The 22,367-nt window shown below is 30.9% G+C and carries 22 protein-coding genes; 8 read left to right on the top strand and 14 right to left on the bottom strand.

Translation table 11 applies throughout. The annotated features are described in order from the left end of the window. Positions 1-68: 68 nt before the first annotated feature. The 8 genes from Q0891_RS11430 to Q0891_RS11395 all read right to left on the bottom strand — a co-directional run bounded on the left by Q0891_RS11430 (position 69) and on the right by Q0891_RS11395 (position 11,120). On the bottom strand, positions 69-1,412 hold the full coding sequence (locus tag Q0891_RS11430) for an MFS transporter (RefSeq protein WP_299101711.1): 1,344 nt from the start codon (positions 1,410-1,412) through the stop codon (positions 69-71). Positions 1,413-1,479: 67 nt separating this feature from the next. Then, positions 1,480-2,307: a M48 family metallopeptidase gene (locus Q0891_RS11425; protein WP_299101709.1), complete on the bottom strand. Its 828-nt coding sequence runs from the start codon at positions 2,305-2,307 to the stop codon at positions 1,480-1,482. Between the two features lie 87 nt (positions 2,308-2,394). Beyond that, positions 2,395-4,812, bottom strand: coding sequence for a glycoside hydrolase family 31 protein (locus Q0891_RS11420; protein ID WP_299101707.1), 2,418 nt, complete (start codon positions 4,810-4,812; stop codon positions 2,395-2,397). Between the two features lie 220 nt (positions 4,813-5,032). Continuing rightward, positions 5,033-5,887 (bottom strand): hypothetical protein, encoded by an 855-nt coding sequence (locus tag Q0891_RS11415; RefSeq protein ID WP_299101705.1) that lies wholly within the window; start codon positions 5,885-5,887, stop codon positions 5,033-5,035. Next, positions 5,884-6,291 (bottom strand): hypothetical protein, encoded by a 408-nt coding sequence (locus tag Q0891_RS11410; RefSeq protein ID WP_299101703.1) that lies wholly within the window; start codon positions 6,289-6,291, stop codon positions 5,884-5,886. Before Q0891_RS11410 ends, Q0891_RS11415 begins: the two co-directional genes overlap by 4 nt. 78 nt (positions 6,292-6,369) lie before the next feature. Further along, positions 6,370-8,373 carry a 1,4-alpha-glucan branching protein GlgB gene (gene glgB / locus Q0891_RS11405; protein ID WP_299101701.1) on the bottom strand — a complete coding sequence of 668 codons (2,004 nt, stop codon included), beginning with the start codon at positions 8,371-8,373 and terminating at the stop codon, positions 6,370-6,372. A gap of 3 nt (positions 8,374-8,376) precedes the next feature. Next, a complete protein-coding gene (locus tag Q0891_RS11400; RefSeq protein WP_299101699.1) occupies positions 8,377-9,642 on the bottom strand; it encodes a glucose-1-phosphate adenylyltransferase in 1,266 nt (421 codons plus the stop codon). Positions 9,643-9,716: 74 nt separating this feature from the next. Continuing rightward, positions 9,717-11,120, bottom strand: a complete 1,404-nt coding sequence (locus Q0891_RS11395) for a glycogen synthase (RefSeq protein WP_299101697.1) — start codon at positions 11,118-11,120, stop codon at positions 9,717-9,719. A gap of 165 nt (positions 11,121-11,285) precedes the next feature. Here Q0891_RS11395 and msrB point away from each other — a divergent pair, with 165 nt between their 5' ends. The 3 genes from msrB (at position 11,286) to lpdA (ending at position 13,933) form a co-directional block, all read left to right on the top strand. Further along, the gene (gene msrB, locus Q0891_RS11390; RefSeq protein WP_299101695.1) at positions 11,286-11,774 is read left to right on the top strand and encodes a peptide-methionine (R)-S-oxide reductase MsrB; all 489 of its coding nucleotides are present in this window, start codon (positions 11,286-11,288) and stop codon (positions 11,772-11,774) included. 94 nt (positions 11,775-11,868) lie between these two features. Beyond that, a complete protein-coding gene (locus Q0891_RS11385; RefSeq protein ID WP_299101693.1) occupies positions 11,869-12,423 on the top strand; it encodes a DUF1572 family protein in 555 nt (184 codons plus the stop codon). A gap of 133 nt (positions 12,424-12,556) precedes the next feature. After that, complete coding sequence (gene lpdA, locus Q0891_RS11380; RefSeq protein ID WP_299101691.1) at positions 12,557-13,933, top strand: dihydrolipoyl dehydrogenase; 1,377 nt, start codon at positions 12,557-12,559, stop codon at positions 13,931-13,933. Between the two features lie 89 nt (positions 13,934-14,022). On the opposite strand, the gene Q0891_RS11375 is transcribed toward lpdA, so the two are convergent. The 4 genes from Q0891_RS11375 to aroQ form a co-directional block, all read right to left on the bottom strand. Then, a complete protein-coding gene (locus Q0891_RS11375) occupies positions 14,023-14,499 on the bottom strand; it encodes a hypothetical protein (protein WP_299101688.1) in 477 nt (158 codons plus the stop codon). Between the two features lie 5 nt (positions 14,500-14,504). After that, positions 14,505-15,038: an outer membrane beta-barrel protein gene (locus Q0891_RS11370; RefSeq protein WP_299101686.1), complete on the bottom strand. Its 534-nt coding sequence runs from the start codon at positions 15,036-15,038 to the stop codon at positions 14,505-14,507. A gap of 197 nt (positions 15,039-15,235) precedes the next feature. Further along, entirely contained in the window at positions 15,236-15,718 is a 483-nt protein-coding gene (locus tag Q0891_RS11365) for a hypothetical protein (protein WP_299101684.1), read from the bottom strand. A gap of 57 nt (positions 15,719-15,775) precedes the next feature. Then, positions 15,776-16,192 (bottom strand): type II 3-dehydroquinate dehydratase, encoded by a 417-nt coding sequence (aroQ, locus tag Q0891_RS11360; protein ID WP_299101682.1) that lies wholly within the window; start codon positions 16,190-16,192, stop codon positions 15,776-15,778. A 189-nt stretch (positions 16,193-16,381) separates the two neighbouring features. On the opposite strand from aroQ, the gene Q0891_RS11355 reads away from it, so the two are divergent. The 5 genes from Q0891_RS11355 to Q0891_RS11335 all read left to right on the top strand — a co-directional run bounded on the left by Q0891_RS11355 (position 16,382) and on the right by Q0891_RS11335 (position 20,085). Then, the gene (locus Q0891_RS11355; protein ID WP_299101680.1) at positions 16,382-16,663 is read left to right on the top strand and encodes a TRL-like family protein; all 282 of its coding nucleotides are present in this window, start codon (positions 16,382-16,384) and stop codon (positions 16,661-16,663) included. Next, entirely contained in the window at positions 16,638-17,138 is a 501-nt protein-coding gene (locus Q0891_RS11350) for a hypothetical protein (RefSeq protein WP_299101678.1), read from the top strand. The genes Q0891_RS11355 and Q0891_RS11350 overlap by 26 nt, the downstream gene beginning before the upstream one ends. Beyond that, the gene (locus Q0891_RS11345; RefSeq protein WP_299101674.1) at positions 17,122-17,664 is read left to right on the top strand and encodes a hypothetical protein; all 543 of its coding nucleotides are present in this window, start codon (positions 17,122-17,124) and stop codon (positions 17,662-17,664) included. Before Q0891_RS11350 ends, Q0891_RS11345 begins: the two co-directional genes overlap by 17 nt. Positions 17,665-17,933: 269 nt before the next feature. Then, positions 17,934-18,842, top strand: a complete 909-nt coding sequence (gene xerA / locus Q0891_RS11340) for a site-specific tyrosine recombinase/integron integrase (RefSeq protein ID WP_299101672.1) — start codon at positions 17,934-17,936, stop codon at positions 18,840-18,842. Positions 18,843-18,909: 67 nt separating this feature from the next. Then, positions 18,910-20,085 carry a PAS domain-containing sensor histidine kinase gene (locus Q0891_RS11335; RefSeq protein WP_299101670.1) on the top strand — a complete coding sequence of 392 codons (1,176 nt, stop codon included), beginning with the start codon at positions 18,910-18,912 and terminating at the stop codon, positions 20,083-20,085. Between the two features lie 12 nt (positions 20,086-20,097). Here Q0891_RS11335 and Q0891_RS11330 read toward each other — a convergent pair whose 3' ends face one another. Together Q0891_RS11330 and tagD are read right to left on the bottom strand one after the other, a co-directional pair. Beyond that, positions 20,098-20,826, bottom strand: a complete 729-nt coding sequence (locus Q0891_RS11330; protein ID WP_299101668.1) for a LicD family protein — start codon at positions 20,824-20,826, stop codon at positions 20,098-20,100. Beyond that, entirely contained in the window at positions 20,819-22,186 is a 1,368-nt protein-coding gene (gene tagD, locus Q0891_RS11320) for a glycerol-3-phosphate cytidylyltransferase (protein WP_367179569.1), read from the bottom strand. Before tagD ends, Q0891_RS11330 begins: the two co-directional genes overlap by 8 nt. Positions 22,187-22,367: the final 181 nt, after the last annotated feature.

Raw genomic sequence — 22,367 nt, 5'->3', positions numbered from 1 at the left:
AGTTAAACGCAATATAAGAATATTTAAGAATTATTTAGTTTGAATACTTTAAATATTAAAAAGTACAGTTATTTTTCAGCATACTTCGGAACTCTAAATAAAAGCAAAATACCTGCTAGAAAGAAGATTACTAAAAATAAAATAGCGTTTCGCATGCTCCCTGTTATTTGGTCTATGGTTGCAAATATTCCCATCCCGATTACAATCCCTATTTTTTCTGCCACATCATAAAAACTAAAATATGATGTTGTATCCTCTGTTTCTGGTAAAAACTTAGAGTAAGTAGATCTTGCTAAGGATTGCACACCACCCATTACTAAACCTACAAAGCCTGCTGCAATATAGAATTGTAATGGCGTTTCCATAAAATAAGCATATAAGCAAAGCCCCATCCAAAAGAAATTAATAACAATTAAGGTATTAACATTTCCAAACTTTGAAGATGCACGAGATGTTAAATAAGCGCCTAAAATTGCTACTAACTGAATAATTAATATACTAACAATAAGACCAAAGGTTTTAGCGTCATCACCTCCCCAAGCAATTTCTTCCTCGCCAAAATAAACAGCAACTAACATAATGGTTTGAACTGCCATACTGAAAACAAAAAAGGCAACTAAATAACGTTTTAATCTTAGGTTCTGTTTTAATTGAATCCAAACTTGTTTCAATTCTCTTAAGCCATTAAAAACGACATCTTTGGTTACTTTATGACCGCTAGAAACTCCATCTGGTAAAATATAAAAGGAATATTGACTAAATAAAATCCACCATAAACCTACCATTATAAAAGAATAGCGCATACCAACTTGGGCTGCAGTTTCTATAACCTCTCCATTTTCTGCTATATGATCTGAAATATAAAAGACATGAGGAAACATTACCATTGCAAGATTAATGACTAATAGAATAACACTCCCAAAATACCCCATACTAAATCCCTTAGCACTAATACGATCTTGTTGTTCTGGAAACGCAATATCTGGTAAATACGAGTTATAGAACACCAAACTTCCCCAATACCCAATCAATCCCATAAAATAAAACAGTAAACTTAGGTGAATACTATCTAAGCTAAACCAATACAAACCTACACAACCTGCACTACCAACATAACAAAAGAATTTCATGAAATTCTTTTTATTACCAACATAATCTGCAATACCTGAAAGAATAGGCGAAGAAATTGCAACTACACCAAAGGTAAATGCTGTGACGTAGGTAATTAATGCAGTACTTTTAAAATCCATTCCAAATGCAGAAACCGTTTTTTCTGCTTGTCCTAAAAATAAGGCTGAATAAAAAATTGGAAAGATAGACGATGCAATCGTAAGGGTGTACACTGAATTAGCCCAATCGTAAAAAGCCCATGCGTTAAGAAGTTTCTTACTCCCTTTTTCGAGTTTAATCATAATATTTTATATAAAAAAAACTGCTCAAATTGAGCAGCTTCTAAAGTAATCAAATATTATTAAATTCTTAATTTATTGGTCTAAATGATGTTGTACCAAATTTAGCAGCTTCCTCTTTAGCTTTTGGAGCTAAAGCTTCAAGCGTTTCAATTCTACTATCATTACTTGGATGCGTGCTTAAAAATTCTGGTGTTGACGAAGAGCCACTATTAGCCTTCATCCTTTTCCATAACTCTGCTGCCTCATCTGGATTATAGCCAGCAATTGCCATAATTATTAAGCCAACTTTATCGGCTTCAGTTTCATGGCTTCTACTAAAAGGTAGCATTCCTGCCACATTAGAAACCACACCAAATGATTGATTAAATATTCCTAAAGCTTGTTGATCATTTGCCAATGCAACATTACCTGCTACAGCTAAACCTTGTTGTAAATAAGCAGCACTCATTCGTTGCTGACCATGGTTTGCTAAAGCATGTACAACTTCATGCCCCATAATTGCTGCCACACCAGTTTCATTTGCTGCAATTGGTAAAATACCAGTGTAAAATGCAATCTTTCCACCTGGCATACACCATGCATTTACTTGATCATCTTGAATTAAAGTATATTCCCATTGGTAATCATCTAAATAACTATGATGACCATTCGCTACTAACCAACGTTCAGCAGCAGCAGCTATTCTTTGACCAACTCTAGTAATCATTTCCGCATCTGAAGTACCTGTAATTACTTTACTTTCCGATTTTACTTGATTGTATTGTGCAAAAGCTGATGGAAATAATTGATCATTACCAACAAATGCCATCGTTTTTTTTCCTGTAAAAGGATTCGTAGCACATGCATATACAACGCCTAATATTAATAAACCTAAAAGTATTTTACTATGTTTCATATTAAATAGATTAATTCGAATTACTAAATTACAAAAATGAATTTGCATTAATAGGACACAAAATCAAAATAATAGTCACTTAAAAGTTTAGGATTGATCCTTGCTACCAATGATATGTAACTCAGAAAAATTCTTATCTACAACTATAGAGGTTACACCATTCACTTTTAAACTCTTAAGATTGATCTTTTCATTGTCTATTTGTATTTCTACAACATCAAAAGGTAATCCGTGAAACTTTATTTTAAAGGTTTCGTAAGGTGTTACAAACTTTCCTTCTTTATATTGATTAATAATAAGTTCATTTGTTTTACCAGTCAACGTAAAGTTTCTTAAACTATAACGTCCTTTCGTATAATCAAACCCATCATTAGCGTCACTGTAAAGTTCGCTTTCCTCTTTACCTTCCTTATAGTAAACGTCTAAGGTAATCTCAGTAATTTCTTTTTCGCCAACGTATTGTTGAATTGGATATTTAGGAATTATAGCACCTTCTTTAACAAATATAGGCATACTATCAATATCTGCATCTACCCACATTTCTTTACCTCCTTTTATTATTTCATCATTCCAGTAATTATACCAATAGCCATGCGGAATATACATTCTTCTGCCTTTGGCATTTGGCTCTAAAACTGGACATGCTAATATTTGCTCACCAAACACAAATTCATCAGTTCTATAATGCGTTTGTACATCGTCTTGATCGTATAGAACTAATGATTTTAGAAGCGGTGTTCCATTTTGTACATAATTCCAAAAGGCTGTGTACAAATACGGTAATATTTGATAACGAATTTCAATAAACTTTCTAACGATATCGGTAACATCTTCATCAAAAGCCCAAGGTTCTTGATCACCATGATCTCCTGAAGAATGCACTCTGAAGAATGGATGAAAAATACCTAATTGAATCCAACGTGTAAACAATTCGCCTTGTGGTTGTTCTGCAAAGCCTCCAATATCACTACCTGCAAAAGAAAAGCCAGACATTGCCATACGCTGCGCTTGTATGTTTGCAATCCATAAATGTTCCCAAGTGGCAACATTATCTCCAGTCCATGTCGATGTATAACGTTGCGTACCAGAATATGCAGAACGTGTAATTACAAAAGGACGTTTTGGGTATGAGTATTTCTTTAAACCTTGATATGTAGCTCTCGCCATTTGCATTCCATAGATGTTATGCGCTTTTCTATGACTACACGGATTACCATCATAATCATGACGTACATCATCTGGGAATGTTTTATTTGGAACCTCCATAACGGCAGGTTCATTCATGTCATTCCACACACCTTTTACGCCAATATCTTCAATTAACTCTTGAAATAAACCAGACCACCATTCTCTTACTTCTGGATTTGTATAATCTGGAAAATAACATTCTCCTGGCCATACTTTTCCTTTCATATAGTCGCCATCTGCGCGTTTACAGAAATAATCTTTTTCTAAAGCTTCTTTAAATACAGAGTACTCCTTATCAATTTTAATCCCTGGATCAATAATGGCAACCGTTTTAAAACCGTCATCCATTAATTCTTTTACCATTCGTTTTGGATCTGGAAAGTATTCTTTGTTCCAAGTAAAACAACGAAATCCTTCCATATAATCGATATCTAAATAAATAGCGTCACATGGAATTTGTAATTTTCTAAAAGTCGATGTAATTTCTTTTACTTTACTTTCTGGGTAATAACTCCATTTGCATTGGTGAAAACCTAATGCCCAAAGTGGCGGCAAATGATGAGGCTTACCAGTTAAATCTGTATAACTTTCTACAACATCGTTCATTTTAGGACCATAGAAGAAATAATAATTCATTTCACCTCCTTGTGCCCAAAAGCTCGTCACATTTCTACGTTCTTGTGCAAAATCAAAAGAAGACTTAAATGTATTATCAAAGAAAATTCCATAAGCTTTACCATGATGTAAACCCGTGTAAAATGGAATAGCTTTGTAAATAGGATCTGTATCCTTGCCATAAGCATAAGAATCTGTTGCCCAATTACTATAGCGTTTTCCTTTTAGGTTTAAATGGTTTGGTTTATCTCCAAGACCATAATAACTTTCTCCATCGTTAGAAGTTTTACTCATTTTAACGATGTTGCCACCATATTGATAGCTTTCTTCCCAATGAAAACCACCTTCATCTTGGTTAATCAATACACCATCTTTTGCATCATAGATAGATACTCTCATATCATCTTTTGAAATTTCGCATCGCAACTTTGATGTCGTTATTTCAAAATACTCTTTATGCTCCTCAATTTCTAATTTATTATAACCAATACTAGCGTACTTAGTTATAGCATAGGAAAAATCATTATCAAAATTTCCAACTGTGGTATATCTAAATCTTAATAAACTATCTCTAACAACTGTTAACTCTAGGATAACATCATTTGCTGCAGTGAAATATAGTTTATCAACATCCTTTTTAAAATCTATTATATTTGAAGGAAATAAATTTCCTTTATTTTCTAATTCAGTATTTACAATCATAGGTCTTTTTTATCAAAAGTCAGGTACAAAAAAACGGAAAAAATCCAACATTTAAAAGGGTTCAATCGCCTTATTAAAAATTGTCACCAACTATATCGTTTTAGGGTTGTGTTTTTACGATAATAGGAAAAATTAGGTGTTATTTATTATTATTCGCAATAGTAGAACGCTGAATTCAAATATTAATAATCTACGAGTCACCCAAATATCAAAATTTCGATTAGTGATACCCAATTTTTGTAATAATCATGGTTAAGCATGCTATAGCTACGATGAGATAAACGATCTTTAGTTTTAAATGATTACATAATAGCAAACCACAAATGGAAAGTAAAGACATAAACCCTGTTTCTAGCTTAGTGAAGAGAATACCTAATATCATTGCAATTAAAACTAAATGAGTCCACTTACTTTTTGGTTTGCTCAATAAAGCCACTGCTGCTAGAAATTCTACTATAATAGTCATCCAAGCAAATACAATAGTAATGATTCTCAGGTTTGGAAACACATCAACTAATTTAATTTTACCTAATAAATTTGGATCGGTTTCATTCAATTCCTTAATGCTTTCAGCATTACTATTCGCTATTTCCAAACTATCTGGAAAGAAATAAAATAAAGATTTAAAAATTGTGCCTTGATTAATGGAATGATAATAGAAATTACCGCTAATAAATTGATAAGAAAACAACTTATGAATAACAGAAGCACATAAAACAATGATTAGAAGTGCTTGAACATTTTTATATAGAATAACGTTGCTTTGATGATAACCATAGAACACCATTGATAGCACTACAAATAATAGCAAAAAATGATGGTTAGCAACCCAAAAATATGAACCAACAAGATCTATGATTAAAAGAAGTAAAATTACTATCCAAGAAATAGGATGCTTCGCATTTTTGCCTATTAAAAACCAAACTAAAAAACCACTAAAAAGTATGCATAATTTCCATATTTTAAAGTCATTAGCTAAAACTACAATGTAGATAAAGGCAAACAACATTAATAGTTGTTCTGTTAACTGCCAATGATTTTCTAACCGCTCTTTTATGTTCTGCCAATACTTCAAAGATCACCGTTATTTAGTTGAATTTCATTGACCAAAACCCTCGTGAGACTTTGTTTTTTAGAATCTACTACTGGCTTCCATAATTGAACAGAAATACTATCATTTTTAGTTGTTTCTAAAATAAGCTGTGCTGATTCTTTAATTCTATTATCATTAGGCATTAGCATTAAATAGCCCAAAGAATTTTTTAAATTTGAATTGACATCCACCAATGAATCCACAGATAAATTAGGAATATGAATTTGATTATAGAAATAATGAATTTCTGAGTACATACCATAACCTCCACCTTTCCATTTACTTAGATTTTGAGTTTTAACAACAACCATTTGTATTACAATTACAATAATTGCAAGACATGGTATACTGTAATTAAAGAAAATAACATTTCTTCTAGAAGACATATTTTATATGGTTTCAATTTTTCTATTAACAAAAGACCTCAATAGTTATAAAACACTTGAGGTCATTTTTTATTTAATTTATTTTTTAATCTTCTTAGGTTTTGCCTTCGCCTTTTTAATAGGTTTAGCTTTCACTTTAACTTTTGGCTGAGCTTTCTTTTTAGCTTTTACTTGCTTTTCATATTTAAAAACTACCATACCTAAAGGAGGAATATTGATATCTATAGAATGGTCTCTAAAATGCCAAGCTTCTTCCTTGGTTGTTTTTAATTTATTTGTAAATTCTCCACTACCGAAGTACTTCTTTAAATCACTATTAAAAACTTCTTTAAGCTTTCCTTTTTTAGGTAAACCCAATTTATAGTTTTCTTTAGGAACAGGTGTCATATTGCAAGCTACAATTAAATCATCTTGAGATTCATTTCCTTTTCTAATGTACGTAAAAACTGAATTTTGAGAATCGTTATAATCTATCCACTCAAATCCGTCAGCCGAAAATTGTTTTTGAAATAAGGCAGGTTCTTTCTTATATAGCTTATTCAAGTCTTTAATTAACTCTTGAACACCTTTATGTGGATCATATTGTAATAAATGCCAATCGAGACTGTTTTCAAAATCCCATTCGCCACTTTGACCAAATTCTGCACCTTGAAACAACAAATTAGTTCCTGGATGTGTAAACATATAGCAATACAATAGTCTTAAATTAGCAAAGCGTTGCCACTCATCTCCAGGCATTCTTCCTAAGATCGATTTCTTACCATAAACGACTTCATCATGACTTAAGGGTAACATAAAATTTTCTGTAAACGCATAGGTCATTGAAAACGTTAAGTCATTTTGGTGGTATTGTCTGTAAACTGGTTCTTTTGCAAAATATTGAAGTGTATCATGCATCCAACCCATCATCCATTTCATACCAAAACCTAATCCTCCCATATATGTTGGTTTAGATACCATTGGAAAGGCTGTAGATTCTTCAGCAATTGTTTGTACATCTGGAAAAGCAGAATACACGGCTTCATTCATTTCTCTTAAAAATGACATCGCTTCCAGATTTTCTCGTCCTCCAAACATATTCGGTTCCCATTGCCCATCTTCTCTACTGTAATCTAAAAATAACATGGATGCAACCGCGTCCACACGTAAACCATCTGCATGGAATTGATCTAACCAAAATATAGCATTACTAATTAAAAAAGATTTTACCTCGTTTCTACCGTAATTAAAAATTAAACTTTTCCAATCATTATGATACCCTTTCCTAGGATCTGGATGTTCATATAATGCCGAGCCATCAAAAAAGCCTAAACCATGTGCATCTTCTGGAAAATGAGAAGGCACCCAATCTAAGATAATACCAATATCATTTTGGTGTAATTTATCTACTAATAATTTGAATTCTTCTGGATAACCAAAACGTGATGTTGGGGCAAAATAACCAGTAACTTGATAACCCCAAGATGGATCATACGGAAATTCCATTACAGGCATTAATTCTACATGCGTAAAATTCATTTCTTTTACATAATTGACTAAATCATCAGCCAACTCCACGTAAGACATGAATCTATTTTCTTCAACTTGCTTTTTCCAAGATCCTAAATGAACTTCATATATAGAAAACGGTGCATCTAAAGCATTGTTCTTTTTTCGTTTTTTTAACCATTTTGCATCGCTCCATTTATAATCATCATCCCAAACAATTGAAGCTGTATTTGGGTTATGCTCAGCGCGTCTAGCGTAAGGATCTGCTTTCTCTGTAGTAATATCATTATTACTACTAAGAATCTTAAATTTATACTTAGTTCCTTTTCCTAATCCAGGAATAAAGCCTTCCCAAATTCCACTAGAATCCCATCGAACATTTAATTTATGCTCACCTTCAGACCAAAAATTAAAATCGCCAACTACAGATACCATCTTAGCACTAGGTGCCCAAACTGCAAAATAAACGCCTTCCACACCATCTATAGTGGTGATGTGAGACCCAAATTTTTCGTATAAGCGATAATGCTTTCCAGATTTAAAAAGATTAATGTCAAAATCGGTAAAAAGACTGTGTGTTATTACTTCTGCCATTTATTATTTAATTACTGAACCTTTAGGAATAGTTGCGCCTTTCTTTATAACCACGATACCATCTCTTATGAAATAATTTTCCGTTTCCTTATCTTCAAGATGCTTACCGCCTTCAATTATCACATTATCTCCTATTCTACAGTTTTTGTCAACGATACAATAATTGATGTTACAATCATTTCCTATACCTAATAGGTTTTCAATATGATTTGCTTCCATATCTGCTAGAGATTCATAAGAGTCATTCCCCATCATATAAGTATTTTGAACAACTGAGTTTTTTCCAATTCTAGATCTAATACCAATAACGCATCTATCAATTTTATCCGCATGTATTATACAGCCATCAGAAATTACTGATTTATTTATAACCGTATTAGTAATTTTAGATGTTGGTAGAATTCTTGCTCTAGTATATACTCTATTTTCATCATACAGATTAAATTTAGGAATATCATCAGTTAATCCTAAATTGGCTTCAAAGAAGGAATCAATGGTTCCGATATCAGTCCAATAGCCTTCGTATTGATAACTTAAGGTTTTGTGCTTGTGTATAGATTGCGGAATAATTTCTTTACCAAAATCAATAGTGTCTGGGTTATTCATTAATTCTGCTAACAAATCTCTATTAAAAATATAAATACCCATTGATGCGAGATAATTTCTACCTTCACTTCTCATTTCATCTCCAACATCAGATGTCCAATCTGGTAACAAAGAAGCATCTGGTTTTTCAATAAATGATGTAATTACATTTTCTTCATTTGTTTTTAAAAGTCCAAAACCTGTGGCGTCTTTTGCGTTTACAGGATAGGTTGCAATGGTAATTTCTGCATTACTAGCCTTATGCTTCGCAATCATGTCTTCCAAATCCATATTATACAATTGATCTCCAGATAGTATGAGAGCATACTCAAAATCATTTTGCAAAAAATGGTGCATACTTTGTCTCACAGCATCAGCAGTTCCTTGAAACCACTTATCACTATGCATCGTTTGTTCAGCTGCTAAAACATCTACAAATGCACTACTAAAAAAGCTAAAGTGGTATGTGTTTTTGATATGTTGATTTAAAGAAGCAGAATTAAATTGAGTTAAAACGTAAATCCTTTTTATATCTGAATTAATACAATTTGAAATAGGAATATCCACTAATCTATATTTACCAGCGATTGGTACAGCAGGTTTAGATCTGTCTGCAGTTAGAGGATATAAACGTGATCCTTGACCTCCACCAAGAATAATTGACAATACTTCATTGTTTATCATACCATTTATTTATTTAGTTAGTTAGTTATTTATTATTTTAGTTATTCATTTATTTTATATCGCAATATTTAAGTTTAACTTATTGAATTATATAAATCTATATATGCTTTTGCAGAAACTTTCCATGAGTGATCAATACTCATTATTTGCTTCCTATTTACTTTAAATGCTTTCTTATCGTTGTAAAATTCTTTTCCTCTATTGATGGAAATTAAAATATCCTGAACTGAAACATCGTTATGACAAATTCCAAATCCATTATCGCCAATATCTACAACAGTATCTTTTAATCCGCCTATTCGTCTAACGATAGGAACTGTTCCATATCTCAGTGAATACATTTGGTTTAATCCACATGGTTCTACACGAGAAGGCATTAATAAAAAGTCTGCTCCTGCGTAGATAATATGGGACAACCTTTCATCGTACCCAATAAACGCATTATAACTTCCCGCATACTTTGGTATTAAATCAAATAATTGTTTTTCGGTGTCTTTATTTCCAGAACCTAATACTAGCACTGATATATCATTGGAGCGCAATGCATAATCTATTGCATAAGGCAGGAGTTCAGCTCCTTTCTCGCCAACTAAACGACCTATAAAGGCAAATAAAGGTTTGTTTTCATCTAAATTAAACTCTTTGCACAACCATTTTTTATTTCCTTTTTTCCCTGCTTCGACTGATGTCTTCTTGTAGTTTTTAATAATAAAATCATCTGTACTTGGGTTCCAAACTTCAGAATCAATGCCATTTAAAATCCCAATAGTTTTAGAACTTTCTGCACTTAATAAAGATTCAAGTCCATTGGCATTATACTTTAATTCTTCCATATAACTAGGCGAAACAGTTGTAACTCGCCAAGCACATTTTATAGCTGCAGCCAAAGGATTAATCATACCATCCCAAAGCATTAAGCCCACTTTTTCAATATTAAATCTAGGAAGTTTGTACAAATTATCATAAGTCATCCAACCTTGATATTGTGCATTATGGATAGTTGTTATAACTGGTATTTTATTTAAACTTTCATACTTATAACTCTCTTGAGCCATAAAAGGAATTAGCCCAGTATGATGATCGTGACAATGAATATAATTAGGTTTCTTTTCTAAAGTTAGAATCCAATCTAATGCGGCAATCTGAAAAGCTAAAAAACGATCTACGTCATCATCTGAATACACATATTCTTTATACAATAAAGACTCAATATGAACAAAAAAAACATCGAATTCTAAAACTGAACCCTCTACTTTTAAAATATTAAAACTAACATTTTGATTCCCTAAGAATATTTCAGATTGATATATTGACGTAAATTTATTTGCCTGAGTAAATTTATTATTATAGAACGGCATTATCACTGAACTATCAGCTCCAATTTCATTTTGGTACTTAGGCAAAGCTCCTACAACATCAGCTAAACCACCTACTTTGGCGATTGGATAACACTCTGCACTTATGTGTATAATTTTCATTGACAAGGAATATCTAATTGTTTATGCTGTTAAATTAACAATAAAAAAGACAAAGACTAACATATAATGGCATATGTTAACGTAAAAAAAATATTAAATCAATTTTGTAATTAATGAAAGCTAATTACGACGAATAACCAAAATGAAATTTTGTAATTCTAAGATATGAAAAAGATCGTAATAACAACAGTAATTAGTCTATTTTTTAGTTGTAATAGTTCTGCTCAAAAAAATGAAACTAAAGAAAAAGAAACGTTCACTGTAACAAAGACTGAGGCTGAGTGGAAGGAGATACTCACAGAACAACAATACTACGTTTTAAGAGAAGCGGGCACTGAGCGACCGTTTTCTAGTGCACTTAATAAAAATTATAAAAAAGGCGTTTATCATTGTGCTGCTTGTAATACACCTTTATTTAAAAGTGAGTATAAATTTGATTCAGGAACTGGTTGGCCAAGTTTTGATAGAGAAATTAAAGGTAATGTTGCCTATGGCACAGATACTAAAATCGGTTATACTAGAGACGAGGAACATTGTGCTACTTGTGGAGGACACCTTGGACACGTCTTTAATGATGGACCACAAGAGACTACTGGCAAGCGTCATTGCATAAATGGTGTAGCACTAAAATTCGTTGCCGAAGAGGATGAATAATTCAAAATAGCAATCACGATATTTTATCTAACTATCTCATTAGATTAATATTCTAAAATTGAATCACTAAATTTAAAGGACTAATCCAGAAGTTATGGAAGAAACCTATTTACCTAGTGTTATTAAACAATTTGAATATTACAAAAGTCTTGGAGACAAAACAATCGAACAACTTTCTGCGGTTGAATTAAAAAAAGAACATTCAGAAGATTCAAATTCTATTGCCATCATCGTTAAACATCTTGTTGGTAATATGCATAGTCGTTGGACCAATTTTTTAACCGAAGATGGCGAAAAAGTATGGCGTAAACGTGACGAAGAATTCATTGACAATTTTAGTACAAAAGAGCAATTAATTACGTCGTGGCAAAATGGATGGTATTGTTTACTAACAACGATTAAAAATCTTAAAAACAAAGATTTAGACTATATAGTTTACATTAGAAATCAAGGTCATTCTGTAACTGAAGCCATTAATAGACAAATGATGCATTACGCCTATCATGTAGGACAAATTGTATATATCGGAAAACTAATTAAAGGTAGTAATTGGCAATCGTTATCTATTCCCAAAGGAGAGTCAAAACATTTTAATAACTCAAAATTCAAACGAGAAAAAAGCCGAAAACATTTTACAGATGATGTTTGACTAAAACTAAAAAAAGGTAAAAGACTACAGATAACTATAAATTTCAAAGTGTTTTTTGAATTGGAATTTGCTGTTTACTATTCGGAATTTCATATTTTTGTAATTCAAAGAACTTAAACAAAAAAACTTATCCATGAGTAAATACGATATTATAGTATTAGGAAGTGGTCCTGGAGGCTACGTAACTGCAATTAGAGCATCACAATTAGGATTTAAAACTGCTATTGTAGAAAAAGAAAGCCTTGGTGGTGTGTGTTTAAATTGGGGTTGTATTCCAACTAAAGCGCTTTTAAAGTCTGCTCAAGTTTTTGAATACCTTAAACATGCTGAAGATTACGGATTAAAAGTAAAAGATTACGAGCATGATTTTGATGCCGTAGTAAAAAGAAGTCGTGGTGTTGCTGAAGGTATGAGTGGTGGCGTTAAGTTTTTGATGAAAAAAAACAAAATCGATGTAATTGAAGGTTATGGAAAACTAAAAACCGGAAAGAAAATCGAAGTTGATGGTAAAGATTATTCTGCTGATCATATTATTATTGCTACAGGAGCACGCTCTAGAGAATTACCAAGTTTACCACAAGATGGCGAAAAAGTAATTGGCTACAGACAAGCGATGACCTTAAAAAAACAACCTAAGAAAATGATAGTTGTAGGCTCTGGCGCCATAGGTGTTGAATTTGCTTACTTCTACAATTCTATGGGAACCGAAGTGACAATTGTAGAATACTTAGATAAAATAGTACCAGTTGAAGATGCTGACGTATCTAAACAATTAGAACGTAGTTTTAAGAAATCTGGAATTAAAATAATGACATCTTCAGAGGTAACTTCTGTTGATACATCTGGAAAAGGTGTAAAAGCAACAGTAAAAACTAAAAAAGGAGAAGAAATATTAGAAGCTGACTTAGTATTATCTGCTGTTGGTATAAAATCTAATATTGAAAATATTGGGTTAGAAGATGTCGGTATTGTTGTTGATAGAGATAAGATCTTGGTTAATGATTTTTATCAAACTAATATTCCTGGTTATTATGCTATTGGTGATGTAACTCCAGGTCAAGCTTTAGCGCACGTTGCTTCTGCTGAAGGAATTATATGTGTTGAAAAAATTGCTGGTCAACATGTAGACAAATTAGACTACGGAAACATTCCTGGTTGTACATACTGTACACCAGAAATTGCGAGTGTAGGTTTAACAGAAGCGCAAGCTAAAGAACAAGGATTAGACGTAAAGATTGGTAAATTTCCTTTCTCTGCTTCTGGTAAAGCAAGTGCTAGTGGTGCAAAAGAAGGTTTTGTAAAAGTAATATTTGACGCTAAGTATGGAGAATGGTTAGGATGCCATATGGTAGGTGCAGGTGTTACAGATATGATTGCTGAAGCTGTATTAGGTAGAAAATTAGAAACTACTGGCCATGAAGTATTAAAAGCGGTTCACCCTCACCCAACAATGAGTGAAGCTGTTATGGAAGCTGTAGCTGATGCTTATGATGAAGTAATTCATTTATAAATAACTATTTATAATCATTACTAAATGAAACAAAATTCATTTAAATAATGTACAATATAAAAATGCGATTCTTACGAATCGCATTTTTTTTAGAACTTTATTCCATATTTAAAAAAAAGACTCGATCTGTTTCCAAAGTTATAATTGTAGTGGGAACCAGAATTATTTAATTGATAATTAAATCCTGCACGAAGAAAGGCATTCTCTATAAAATCATATTGCAAGCCGCTTGAAATAGACACACCAACATCCGTAGAAATACCATTCTCTAATCTGTAAAAATCTAATTTGGCACCAGACAGTAAACTCAATTTATCGGTTACTTTTATTTTAAGTAATAAAGGCACTTCAATTAATCCAGCCTCTGCACCAACAAACTCAAACTGGCTTGCTGTAAAAGAAACATCTTCCTTCAAAAAAATTCCATTAACCGTTAAATTCCAATTTTGTGAAGCAAAATCCTCCTGTAATTTTTTAAATTGAAATTTATATTGACCAAAACAAAATGAAGAAGTTAAAATAAAAAGTATAAAAGTATTTCTAGATTTCTTTTTAAAAACTCTCATACAACTTAAAATTTATAACCTATTCCAAAATTAAAACTGTTTTTACTTCCATAATGCGGTGTTTCATCATAGACATCAATTAAGAACTGATCAGTTAATCCGTAAGTATACCTTGCGTCAATAAACCAATGAGAATTTATGTTATATTGAGCTCCTAGTAAAAATGACGATCCATATTTTTCATCTTCAAAACCTCGTAAACTCCCATTGTCAATAGACAAATTTAATTGAGGTCCTGTAAACAAATCAAATTTATTGGTCAACTTATATTTTAAAAGCAACGGAATATCTAAAAGCACTGATTGCGAGTAATTAGCCTCCAATTGTAAACTAAACTTTTCAGATAAACTTTTGCTTAAAAACAAACCTGCGTAAACACTTGTTCTTCCTATAGAAGTATAACTGTTCGAAATATTCAATTCACTATAACCATGCCTAATTCCAAAATGAAATTTGTTCTTCGAGGTTATGAATTCATCTTGTGCCGAACTAATAAAAGTGGAAAACAAAAACACTGTAATAAAAGTAAAAATTCTCATAATTAATTGATTGTTAGAAATTAATAATCACAAACCTAACTTGGTAAATTGTTAATTAATCCTAACTAAATCACAATCAAATTGAAAATAACAGTTAAATCCTTGTGAAAATTCTTAAATTTTTATGGTAAAAAATCATAACTAACAGACTTAAATGAGGTAGAATAATGGCTTGGATCATGGATACAATCTTAAGACTATAGTTTAAGTCCCATCCCTAAAAAGACTCCATTAGGTGAAATTTCCTGAAAACCTATGACGTATTTCATATGAATATCTACATCTGAGGTTAGATTAAAAGCCAATCCTAAGTCTGCTCTCACTTTGAGTTTAGCATTAAAGAAATCGAAGAAATAATTTAAACTTGGGCCGACAAGAATATTAAAATTATAAGCAATTTGGTATTTTAAATAAATTGGAGCATTTAAAAACTTAAAATCATTAAGCCCAATATAAAGCAATTCTACTTGCAGATTGAAGTTATCTTCCAAATAAAAGTCGGCAAAAATGCCACCATAATAACCAGTTTCTGCAGATGAAAAATCTCCAAATACACCATTATCCGTTTTAAAAAAGGTTTTATTAATTCCGCCTTTTATACCAAAATCCGTTTGTGCAAACGATTTGTACAAACCGCCAAATAACAAAACAATTATGAAAACTTGAAATTGATACTTCATACAACCTAAACTATGAATCAAATTATGAATCTTAATTACTAGCGCATTACTTAATACTTATATAAAGCTCTCTATAGCTAAATCGTAACTCTGCATACCAAAACCTAAAATTACACCTTTAGCGTTTGGAGAAATATAAGATTGATGTCTAAATTCTTCTCTAGAAAACGTATTAGAAATATGCACTTCTACTACAGGTGTAGAAATCGCTTTAATTGCATCACCAATACCTACAGAAGTATGCGTATAAGCAGCTGCATTTAAAATGATACCATCGTAATCAAAACCAACCTCTTGTATTTTTGATATTAGCTCACCTTCTATGTTAGATTGAAAGTAAAGGAGCTCGGCATTAGAGAATTTTTCTTTTAAAATTTCTAAGTAATCTTTAAAGGTTTGGTGTCCATATATTTCTGGTTCACGCTTACCTAAAAGATTGAGATTTGGGCCATTAATAATTATAAGTTTTTTCATACAACAAAAAAAATAACATGCTACATATCAGAAATATAAGATTTCGCTCAATTAAATCTCAAAATTCTAATTTAGAGTTAATATTGATTAGTTTATTAAGGCAAGAGTTGATGATATTTTTACCTTAAATCCATCTTAATATTTATAAATATATTCTATATTTGAAATCTAATCAAATTAATTATAATTATGAAAAAAAACTTATTAAAAGGTGCTTTCGTAGCATTCGCAGCATTATCATTAACAGCTTGTTCAATCACTATGCCAGTTACTGCAACTAGTAACTCTGTAGGTTCTAAAGTTGGTAAATCTTCTGCAACTGTTGTCTTAGGTTTCGCTTTTGACGAAGATGCTAGTATCAAAACTGCTGCTAAGCAAGGTGGTATTTCTAAAATTTCTACAGTAGACATTAAAATCAAAAACGTTTTAGGTCTTATTGTAACTTATGAAACTATCATTACAGGTGAGTAATTATAAGTACATATTAAAAATGGGTAGAGTTTCTTTACCCATTTTTTTTTATTTCTTTTTTAACTGTAGCCAAGTTTCTCAAAAAGAAATTACGCTTTTCGATGGTCACGTTTATTTATTAAAAGATGGGGAAACAGAAATTACCAAAACTGGTGTGGAGGTTAATGAGTCTGGAGAGTTAAAGACACTTTTTGCGAAAAATGACTTAGTCTTATATAAAGCAATAAAACATAAAGATTACAATACTTATCTTTTTATAGACCTAGACTCTACTATTGTTAAAGAAAACATTTACAAAACCAAGTCTATAAATACGAGCAAAATTATTCTTTATCAACACATGGTAGATTCTTTAAGTGAGATTACAGGAATTACGATTTTAAAGAATGATAAATTTAATAATAGATTTTCTAAAGACTCTTTATCTCAACAACGATTTATAATTTCAATTGATGCAGATGTTAAAACTAAATAAGCTTCCTATTGTAATATTTATTACATTCATTGCACTTAGCACTTATAGTTGTGGTGGTATAAAACCAGCTGCAACAGGAAAAATATCTAAATACGTTGAAGATTTTTTTCTTGGCGATGGTAAAATGCAATACTTTGTAAAACCAATAGATTACATAAGTACAACCGAAGATAAAGCAACTCTAGACGCTACTTTTAGAAGAGCTGACAGAAAAAATGATTCTGTTACAGTTAACTTTTCAGTTTTACTAAACAAAAACAATACAGTAAATAAAGTTGTTATTAATAATGGGGAAACTGAATACATCACAGAATCCGTTAAAACATTTTATACTCAAAAGGAAGATGAAAAGATTTCGCATAGATTAAGTATAAAAACCACTTATGCCGATTACCAAAACTATTTACTAAATCAAATACATTTTATTACGGTAACAACCGAAGACGAATCTGCAACAATTTCTCTCACAGAGAAGTCTAAACAAAAACTAGAGAATATCGTGGCAATCTTATCAGATTTACTATAACGAGTTTCAACCCATAGACTGAAAAAGCTTTTATATGCAATAAATAGCATGGTTGTTGAAATACATCTTTAAATTAAAGCAAAAATATTAAACTAGACATACGCATATTCCTTTCTCAGCACCAATACTATTTGAGACCATACATTATTCTTAACCTGTTTGCATACCGAAACAAGTTTGCAACAATATGGTAAGTTTTAATTTCTTTATAAAACAGAATTGAATATAGTTATTTTGTTACTTCTACTCTATTATTCTTAACTTTAATTATGAAATGGAAACAAGCCATTACGGATTATAAACATTATCTTCAAATTGAACGTGGATTATCTAAAAATTCAATTGAGAATTATAGCTATGATATTAAAAAGCTTGTTTCATTTTTGGAAGAACATGCCATAAAGGACTCTCCTATTTCAATAGATAACAGCATCGTAAAAGACTTTATATATTCGGTTTCAAAATCTATAAATCCAAGATCTCAAGCACGTTTAATTTCTGGTCTTCGAAATTTTTTTGATTATCTAATTTTTGAAAATTACAGAACCACCAATCCATTAGATTTAATAGAATCACCTAGAATTGGCCGAAAATTACCTGATACACTATCAATAGAAGATATTGATAATTTAATTAATGCCATTGATCTTAGTTACCAATATAATGGTGTTAATCTTGGTGAGCGAAATAGAGCTATCATTGAAACATTATATAGTTGTGGTTTAAGAGTTAGTGAACTTATTGAATTAAAAATTTCTGATTTGTTTTTTGAAGAAGGCTTTATTAAAGTAACAGGAAAAGGTAACAAACAACGTTTTGTACCCATTGGTCTTCCAACTCAAAAATTCATTAATATATGGATTAGCATTAGAAATCACATTGACGTTCAAACGAGTTCCAAAGATGTACTTTTCTTAAATTATAAAGGCAAACAACTAACGCGAGCGATGATATTTACCATTATAAAAAAATTGGTAAAAATTACCGGTTTAAAAAAAACAGTTTCGCCTCACACCTTTAGGCATTCCTTTGCAACGCACTTATTAGAAAACGGAGCAGACTTAAGAGCTATACAAATGATGTTAGGTCATGAAAGTATTACAACAACTGAAATATATATGCATGTAGATCGTTCTCATTTAAGTGAAGTTTTGAATAAATTTCATCCAAGAAAATAATTTTATTTTACTTAACTTAACAGTGACAAATACTTTATAAAAGTGTCTTATCACAAAGAAATAAACTATGAAACTCTCTAATTTTAATCTAACCAATTACAAGTCAAAATTTTACGAGAAAAACAAGTTATCTAACGAGTCCTTTGAAGATCAAAAACATCAAATTGCTTTAGAAATCTCTAAAGTTGGTATATGGGATTGGGACGTAAAAACTAACAAAGTAACTTACTCAAAGGAATCTAAGGAAATTATTGGCTACTCTAGTGATGATCTTAAAAACACATCAACAGCTTGGAATGACAAAATTCATCCTGATGACAAAGAAGCGTATTTTAGTGGTTTTAAATCTCATATAAAAGGCGAAATTGATTTCTATGAAAACGAATATAGAATTCAATGTAAAAATGGAAGCTATAAATGGATATTACATAAAGGAAAAGTTATAGAGAGTGATAACACAGGAAAACCCTCTCGCATCATTGGTACTCACACAGATATTACTAACTTAAAAAACACTGAAGATAAGCTTAACCAAAACTTACAGTTAATTACAAACCAAAATAAGCGATTATATAGCTTTACGCATATAGTTTCACACAATTTAAAAACGCATATAGGTAACTTTAGAAATCTTTTAGAATTCTATGATGAAGCCAAATCTGAAAAAGAAAGAGACGATTTAATAGATCATTTAAAAACAATTTCTAATTCATTAACTACGACAATTGTAGATTTAGACGATATAATAAGTATAAAATCTAAAGCTCAAACCAGCCAAATAAAAGAGCGCGTTTACCTTCATAATTGTTGTAATAAAATCATAGACAGTTTAAAATCCGAATGCGAAAAACATAGCGTTACAATTCATAATGCTTTAAGGAAGGATGAAGTCATTCTATCTAATACCTCTTATTTAGATAGTATTTTTTACAATCTAATTTCTAATGGTATTAAGTATTCTGATCCTAAAAAAAATTCGCAGATAATTATTCAATCTATACATACTAAGGATATCATAAAAATTCTTATATCTGATAATGGTATTGGTATTGACCTCAATAAATTTAAGGGTCAAATATTTGAAATGTACCAAACATTTCATGGTACAGATAGAAAAGATAGCAGAGGAGTTGGTTTATATATCACAAAAACCCAAGTCGAAGCACTACAAGGACGTATTGAAATTGAAAGTGATTTAGGTAAAGGAACAGCATTTTCAATTACTTTTAATAAACATAAATAATCTGAAATTATCCTAACTTATGTGTTGCAAATTACCATGTTCTGGTACCTGCATTTCAGTCGGTGGCAATTGCATATAATCGCCATAAAATTTATTTAGATATAAATCGTAGCCATCTAATATCATTAACTCTACACCTTCAAAATTAACTTTAGAATAAGATTTTAATATTGATTTAGGTAATATCTTTCCTAGGTAGGCAAACTTATCTAGAGATGAAAACATATAATCAGTATCCTTATTTTTAAAAAATGTAGCAAGCTTATCATAAGCCTTTAGTTTAATACTTTTGCTAAATATTAATCCTATCACATATAATACTCCAGTAAAAACAAATCCAAATACGCCTTTATCTTTGGTTACTTGGCCTTTTAAAGTTCCTTGAATAGCCATTAAACCAAATAGTTGCAATTTTTGAGAAATCTTAGAACTTGATATATTATCAAAAACAAAAATATCAATACAGATTTTTGGGTTATCAACTGAAACAAATCGTGTTACCCATAGATTATTACTAGAAATCGCAAAACCATCTGGAATTACTTTAAGAAATTTATCATACTCACTTCTTTCAAACACAACATCTGCATCATCATCCCAAGGTATAAATCCTTTGTGACGTATAGCGCCAATCATTGTACCAGCAAACAAACTGTATTTTAAATTATGTTTAGAACAAACATCATCTAACGCTTTTAGTAAGTCCAACAACTCATTATGAAGATCTTTTATACTACCCATTATTAAGTAATTGTTTTAATTGAGACGTAGAGACACCTTTAGTTCGAGGTAGGTAAATGACATCACAGAATTCCTCTAAATAATTAAATTTGTCTTTCCAATCATCTCCCATAACAAAGAAGTCTACTCTATGCTCAATGACATCTTGTGATTTTTGTTCCCAATTATCTTCTGGTATTACGAGATCTACAAAATCTAAAGATTCTAAATAGCGCTTTCTTTTGTTGTAATTAAACTTACAAGTCTTGCCTTTTACCTTATTAAATTCATCTGTAGATAAACCAACGATAAGCTTGTGACCATAATCTTTTGCACGTTTTAAAATTTCTAAATGCCCATAATGAAGCAAGTCAAAAGTTCCATAGGTTAACACGGTTTTAAACTTATTCTGCAGTATCATTGAAAAATCTACATTCAATTTTTTAGCAGTTTTGTATATGAAAAACTTAAAAAGGGTATTTAAAATTGGTAAGCTTTTAATTAAACTTGGTTCAATAATATTATTTAAAAGTTTTAATGTTTTAATATCCTCTAAGACAACATTACTTGTATTATCTTCTACATTGAAAAATCCTTTACCTATAATAGAACCTAAAGTTCTATTTCTACTTAATTCAGATAATGAAGTTATACAAAGGCCTCCTATGCCAGCACCAAGATTTGCGGTCCTCGTATCACACTTAAGGTATTTTAATAAAATTTTTATTTCTTTAAAACATTGTGTTAGTATAAAATACCGTGTGTTATTAGAGTTAAATTTACCATCAATATTACCCATATAAACGGCATAGATATTATTTAGAGCACTTAAATATTCTACTCCGTTATTGTCTGTTGTAAAATCGAAATGGAAAATAGTATTTTTAAAAATCTCCTTCACTTTAACAACATCCATTCGATCAGTATAACTCATCGTTAAAAGTGTAGGTGCATTTCTAATTACTTCAACATTAAAAACGGGACCTTTTAAACTAATAAATTTTTCAAATTTTAGATTTAGTTTGAAGTGATCATGTATAGTCATCCCATCCTTAAGTAAGCCTCGAGACATATTGATAATAAGAGAATTCTTATCTATGTTTTCTGAAAATATTTTGTGATAATCGTTAAATCGATTGGTCGGAATGGTAATAATTATAATTTCAAAATTCTTTAATAATTCAAAATCAAATTCTGATTTGACTCTTTTACTTAATCTAAAGTTTTGAAAATACTTTTTATTCCTATTTTTTTTATTAATGCGTTTGCTTTGTTTTTCACTTCGCACAAATAAAGAAACGTTGTTCTTTTTGTTAAGAGATAATTGTTGAGCGACAGCAGTTCCTGTAGTAGCTGATCCAATAATTGCAATGTTATTCATAATTATTTTAATACTCTAAAATTGATGTTTGAAACTTCCTTTTCTTAATATTTCAATCGATCAATAGATGGCTTAATAAATTACTAATAACAAGACGTGAATCATTATTATAAGGTTAGGTCTAATAATTTACAGCTGCAATATAATCATTTAACGTTTCTCATTTAAATTACTAGGTCAA

The sequence above is a fragment of the uncultured Winogradskyella sp. genome (assembly GCF_947498005.1).
GTDB lineage: Bacteria > Bacteroidota > Bacteroidia > Flavobacteriales > Flavobacteriaceae > Winogradskyella.
Note: the sequence above shows the minus strand (reverse complement) of the source record. Positions and strands in the feature narration are given on the sequence as shown.